Origin of the sequence: uncultured Campylobacter sp. (assembly GCF_938018035.1) — a bacterium.
Classification (GTDB): Bacteria; Campylobacterota; Campylobacteria; order Campylobacterales; family Campylobacteraceae; genus Campylobacter_B.
In genome coordinates, this window is record NZ_CALIJF010000395.1 from 1 (window position 1) to 5,071 (window position 5,071).

5 protein-coding genes are annotated in these 5,071 nt (G+C 47.8%); 4 read left to right on the forward strand and 1 reads right to left on the reverse strand.

Translation table 11 applies throughout. The features are described 5' to 3' along the window. From Q0257_RS11960 to Q0257_RS11975, 4 genes are all read left to right on the forward strand, one after another. On the forward strand, window positions 1-1,094 hold a 1,094-nt coding region (locus tag Q0257_RS11960; RefSeq protein ID WP_298025083.1), incomplete at its 5' end, for a chloride channel protein. Between the two features lie 50 nt (window positions 1,095-1,144). Further along, window positions 1,145-2,005: a zinc metalloprotease HtpX gene (gene htpX, locus Q0257_RS11965; protein WP_298025085.1), complete on the forward strand. Its 861-nt coding sequence runs from the start codon at window positions 1,145-1,147 to the stop codon at window positions 2,003-2,005. A gap of 51 nt (window positions 2,006-2,056) precedes the next feature. Then, window positions 2,057-2,479 (forward strand): peptidoglycan-binding protein LysM, encoded by a 423-nt coding sequence (gene lysM, locus Q0257_RS11970; protein WP_298025087.1) that lies wholly within the window; start codon window positions 2,057-2,059, stop codon window positions 2,477-2,479. 658 nt (window positions 2,480-3,137) lie between these two features. Beyond that, window positions 3,138-3,659 (forward strand): hypothetical protein, encoded by a 522-nt coding sequence (locus tag Q0257_RS11975; RefSeq protein WP_298025089.1) that lies wholly within the window; start codon window positions 3,138-3,140, stop codon window positions 3,657-3,659. An 88-nt stretch (window positions 3,660-3,747) separates the two neighbouring features. On the opposite strand, the gene Q0257_RS11980 is transcribed toward Q0257_RS11975, so the two are convergent. Continuing rightward, window positions 3,748-4,806 (reverse strand): DUF3137 domain-containing protein, encoded by a 1,059-nt coding sequence (locus tag Q0257_RS11980; protein WP_298025090.1) that lies wholly within the window; start codon window positions 4,804-4,806, stop codon window positions 3,748-3,750. Window positions 4,807-5,071: the final 265 nt, after the last annotated feature.

The following is a 5,071-nucleotide window of genomic DNA, read 5'->3' on the forward strand; positions in this document are numbered from 1 at the left end:
ATAATGATGAGGAATTTCACATTATTACGGAACAAACCACTGCGCTTAGGCGCTTTCTTAGCGTCCTCGCAGCCGGTGCAATCGTAACTTTAATTAGAATTCTGCTAATAAGACTAAAACCTTTTTTAAACGTAGCTTCAATGATGGAGGGGCAAAATCCGCCGTTTTGGCAAAATTTAATCCACTCGGTTTTGCAGCTTGCAGCCATCGCCATGGGCGCACCGGTAGGCAGTGAGGCTGCTCCACGCGAGCTAGGTGGCTTGTTTGCGGCTAAAATTTGCCGCACCTTAAATATCGGCGGAGATGAGCTTCGGCTATTTGTCGCATGCGGCGCGGGAGCGGGACTAGGCGCTGTATATAACGTCCCGTTAGCGGGCGCGCTTTTTAGCCTAGAAATTTTACTTAAAAGCTTCGATACTCAAGCGATTTTGTGCGCCTTTGCTACAAGTGCGGTGGCCACAGCTACAGCGGAATTTGGAGCTTCAAAAGAAATTTATTACGCAGTTTCAAACTTCGCCCCTACCCCGCAGAATTTACTCGCAGCAGCGCTAATCGGGCTTGTCACGGGGGTCGCGGCGAAATACTTTCAAGACGGGGTGCGCTTGTGCGAAAAGCTGCGCATAAAAAGCCTCAAAATCGCGCTTACACTGCCATTTGCATTCTTGCTTACCGCGGCGATCGGCGCATACGTACCAGAAATTTTAGGTAACGGACGCTCCGTAGCGCAGTTTGCTTTCAACTCCGCATCCTTTAGTCCGTATTTGCTTGCGATTTTGCTTTGTAAGGCATTTTGCATTTTGATGATCTTTCGCTGCGGCGGATACGGCGGCACGCTCACGCCGAGTTTCGCGCTGGGCGCAGTTTTGGGGCTATGCGTAGGATTTGCGATCGGCGAAATTCTACCTATTAACCTAAGCGCAGCGGGGGTTTGCGGAGGGGCCGCCTTTTTAGCGATCAATTTAAACGCGCCGCTTTGTGCCTTCGCCCTAAGCGCGGGATTTTGCGGGCTAAATATAAACTCATATTCGGTCGTCGTTTTTAGCATCGTATGCGCCGTCGGCATTAGAAATTTATTGACAAGAAATTTAAAATAAGGGCGCTTCGCCGGTTAGAATTTGCGATTAAATTTCTTCAAGGGAATGTAATGGAAAAGCTAAAAACGGCGCTTTTGATGAGCGCGCTGGTGATGATTTTTATGTTTGTAGGTAACGCCGTAGGCGGACGTAGCGGCATGATGATAGCCTTCTGCGCGGCGTGTGCGATGAATTTTTTCAGCTACTTTTTCAGCGACAAGCTGGTGCTGAAGCACTACCGCGCGGTACCAGTGAACGAGGATAGGGAGCCGATGCTTTATGACATAGTGGACCGCCTCTGCGCGAAGGCGAATCTGCCGATACCGCAAATTTACATCATCGATGAGGAGGTGCCGAACGCCTTCGCTACGGGACGCAATCCAAATCATGCCGCCGTTGCGGTAACGCGCGGGCTGCTAAATTTAATGAACCCGCAAGAGATCGAAGGGGTGCTGGCGCACGAGCTAAGCCACGTAAATCACTACGATATCCTCATCGGCTCGGTCGCGGCGATGTTTGCGGGAGCCATCGCGCTACTAGCAAATTTCGCGCAGTTTGGCGCGATGGTAAGCGGCGGCAACTCCAATAATCGCTCAAACGGGATTTTTATGCTCATAGCCGCCATCGTAATGCCGCTAGCTGCGAGCATCATACAGATGAGTATTTCGCGGACGAGAGAATACAAGGCTGATGCAGGCGCCGCGGCGCTTACGTCGCATCCGCAGTGGCTGATCTCGGCACTTAAAAAGCTCGACGCCTACTCCCAAAACTACCGCATGCGCTCCGCGGATGCCGCTAGCGCGCATATGTTTATCGTAAATCCCTTTGGCGACGCAGCGAGCAGCCTCTCTAGGCTTTTCCGTACCCACCCAAGCACCGCAGATCGCATCGCTAGACTAGAGCAGATCGATAGAGATATGCGCCTAAGCTGATCGTTGGTAAATTTAAGATAAAATTTTGCCACTTTAACCAAAGGAGAAAACATGGGTTTACTTTCATTCGTAGCCGAAGCAGGCAAGAAACTATTAGGTCTAGGCGATGACGCTAAGCACGTAAAAGACGAGATCGCCACCAATCTCAGCTCTACACCGGTAGAGGGACTAGAGGTCGAGGTGCAGGGCGACACCGTCAAAATCAGCGGCAACGCCGATAAGGAAACTCTCGAAAAAGCAGCCCTCATCGCGGGCAATACCGCAGGCATCAAAAACGTGCGGATCGAGGGCATTAGAGAGGATAGCGCCGAGAACTACTACACCATCGTAAAGGGCGATAACCTATCTAAAATCGCGAAGAAATTCTACGGCGACGCGAACAAATACAAGATTATTTTCGACGCCAACCGCGAGGTTATCAAGGACGCGAACCTCATCTATCCGGGGCAGAAAATCAGAATTCCAAAAGCTTAAGCTCGCTTTTGAATACTGCGGCTTGATTTTGCAAGCCGCGAATTTTACTTTTGCGAGTATTGCGCTGCGTTTGCGCGAGCCGCAATTTATCAGCCCGCAGCGCAGCGCGATTTTGGTGAGCTATGAATTTACGAGCTAGCAAGGCGGCGCGGTTTTTTACACTTTAAAAGACGCGGTTTTGCAAACTAGCGGCACGATGTGATTTTAAGCTGGCTGTGCAGCGCAGTTTTTAAACTATGATTTTATGAACCGACGGTACGGCATGATTGTGTGAGCTATGGATTTTGCTGCGGATTTGCTTTTGCGAGGCGGGTTTTGATTTTAAGCCGTGACGCGGTTTTGCGAGCCTGTTGCGGCGGATAGTGGATTATTTGCCGCATCGCCTGTGTGCCAATATGCCTGTACGCCGCCCTTACGGATCTACGATAAATTCCGTCGCGCCAGCCAAACATATCGCGCTTTGATTGAGATACAAAGATATCTGAAAATTTTAAAATTTCACCTAGAGACTACGACAAAGAGCCGTTAGTTATAAACGGCTATGAAAAATTTTTTGTGATCGCTTGGTATTTGGTACTATTATTTTCCGTCTTAACGATAGCTATAATAGAGGATTTTATGGAATGCGGATCTCTTATGTTCGCCAAAAGGCGTAGTTATGAATTTGGTAATGTCAGGGATTCTTATTGCGATATGTATCTTTAAGTTAATTCGTAGCAAGCAACAAATAAGGTTTACGGATAGATATATAGAATTTATCGAAAACGGCGTCGTTAAGAGATTTTGCAAAGTAGAATTCGACGAACTGCGAAGGAGTTTTTCGATTGACATATTTATTAGCTCAAAAATTTCGCGGAATATCTGCAATTTATCTCTTACGATAATGGGGTTCATAGCTTTAAAATGGGAGCTTTTGGAGATAATATTTTTTATCTACCTATGGGGATTTTTCTTAAATTTTATATTTTATCTATCGATGAATAAAAACCTCAAAGGCTTTAGTGCTATGCCGTTTATAAGGGTCGCCGAATATACAACTAACCCCGGATATCACAATATTTTACCAAGATACTATCTTATCTATATCTACAATGATAAAATTTACAACGATATCAAAGAGTATTTTTTGCAGAAAAATATAGATATCGACTACATCAAAAAGAATTATCTGTTTGTCTAAAACCATAAAGCTGCAAGTATAAGCCTAGACGATCGACGCTCGGTTTGCCGCAAAAATCTATAAATTTTATCTAACCAAGCTCGCTCGTCTAAATCCAAATCCTCACATTCAATTTTAAAATTTTAACGATACTCAAAAAGTTTAAAATTTCGCTCTTTATCTCGCTTGCGGGGTCGCGGCGCAGCACGCTTTCATAGACGCTAGGCTCGAAATTATCGCGCCCGGTGTGCACGAAAATATGGATCCGCCGCTCTCTGATGCTCGCCCAGATCTGCGCTCCCATCGCGTCGCCCACCGCCAAAAACCGCTCCATAAATGCAGGCGTTAGCACATACATCGCGTTTTGCGGCTCATCGCTTAGCACCTTGTAGCGCGCGGCAAACTCCACGTTATCCATCGCAACGGGCTTTAGACCTACGTGCTGCTTATTTTGTATCTCGCGCGGATAGATGAAAACGGGCGCGATGATACGTTTGTTAAATTCCGCTACGAAAAACGCCCCCACGAGCTCGTGCTGTAAATTTTGATGGAAAAAACTCACGTCGCTAAACTCGAAGCTCACCCCCTGCCACGCGCCGCCTACGCGGTCGTTGCCGCGCAGATTTTCGATAAACTCGAACAGATCGCTCTGCACCACGCGCCAAAACGGCACGCTGCCGTAGGAAACGTATTCGTAGCCGAGCTTGCGCACGAAAGGCGCCAGATAGTGCTGCTTATAGCTTTGGCGGTACCGCCCCGTAAAGATCTCCTGCACGCTTTTTACGCCGAGCGCGTAAAGCCGCGCTGCTAGCCACGCCCCAAGCGCAAGCGCAGCCAAGCCTATCAACGCCTGCGGCAAGGCTGCGGAGTATTTGAAGATCAAAAATGAGATCACGACCGCGCCGAACTTTAAGATATTTTCCGTGCCGATGAGATCCTTTTGCCAGCCGTTTAAGTGCACCTCGCGCAGGCTCACGGCGAGCGAGGCGATCGCCAGCAGCATAAGCATCGTCGCGCTAAAGCTCTGCGCGCCCTGCCTATCTGCGAAATACGCGATAGCGCCGAACACCGCAAACAAGACGATCGTGCTTACGGCGACGATAAACTTTAGCTGCTCCACGTGCTTTTTCGCGTCCAGTCGCAGGCGCTCCAAATCATAAATAGTCAAAATTTCGCCCTTCTTTAAATTTGCCCGCAATTTTAGCAAAATTCTGGGAATTTTGGAATTTCAAAGCTCGCTCGTCCGCACATAAGGTGAATTTTTTATATGAATTTTACACAGCGTCCCAAATTTAAGGATAAATTCAAAACTCTAAGTTTAAAATTTGACCGTAGCGGGGCGGAGCGCGGAAGTAGAATTTCACATAAAAGCGGCGCCGAATTTCGGCGTGCGGAAGCAAAATTCCAAGGCATAAATTTGCTACGTAGAATTT

Excerpts from the sequence above, each read along its gene's own strand:
- htpX (WP_298025085.1), top strand. The coding sequence starts at position 1,145 with ATGGAAAAGCTAAAAACGGCGCTTTTGATGAGCGCGCTGGTGATGATT.
- lysM (WP_298025087.1), top strand. The coding sequence starts at position 2,057 with ATGGGTTTACTTTCATTCGTAGCCGAAGCAGGCAAGAAACTATTAGGT.
- Q0257_RS11975 (WP_298025089.1), top strand. The coding sequence starts at position 3,138 with ATGAATTTGGTAATGTCAGGGATTCTTATTGCGATATGTATCTTTAAG.